This window comes from Streptomyces sp. NRRL S-87 (assembly GCF_000719335.1).
Classification (GTDB): domain Bacteria; phylum Actinomycetota; class Actinomycetes; order Streptomycetales; family Streptomycetaceae; genus Streptomyces.
Map to the genome: position 1 here is coordinate 1 of NZ_JOGB01000234.1, position 277 is coordinate 277.

Sequence of the window (277 nt, forward strand, 5' to 3'; positions counted from 1 at the left end):
GCATGCCGCGGCGCCGTCGAGTGCGAAGGCGATCGCGCAGCAGATGATCAAGGACCCGGCGCAGTTCGCGGCCTTCAGCAAGATCGTGGAGCACGAGAGCGGCTGGAACCCCTCCGCCACCAACGCCTCCTCCGGTGCCTACGGCCTGGTCCAGGCGCTGCCGGGTTCGAAGATGGCTTCGGCGGGTGCGGACTGGAAGACCAACCCGGCCACCCAGATCAAGTGGGGTCTGGACTACATGAACTCCCGCTACGGCTCCCCGGTCGGCGCCTGGAAC

1 protein-coding gene is annotated in these 277 nt (G+C 67.9%); it reads left to right on the forward strand.

The window, feature by feature from the left end:
- A partial coding sequence (locus IF43_RS0135870; protein ID WP_030211371.1) for a transglycosylase SLT domain-containing protein occupies positions 1-277 on the forward strand: 277 nt, incomplete at both ends.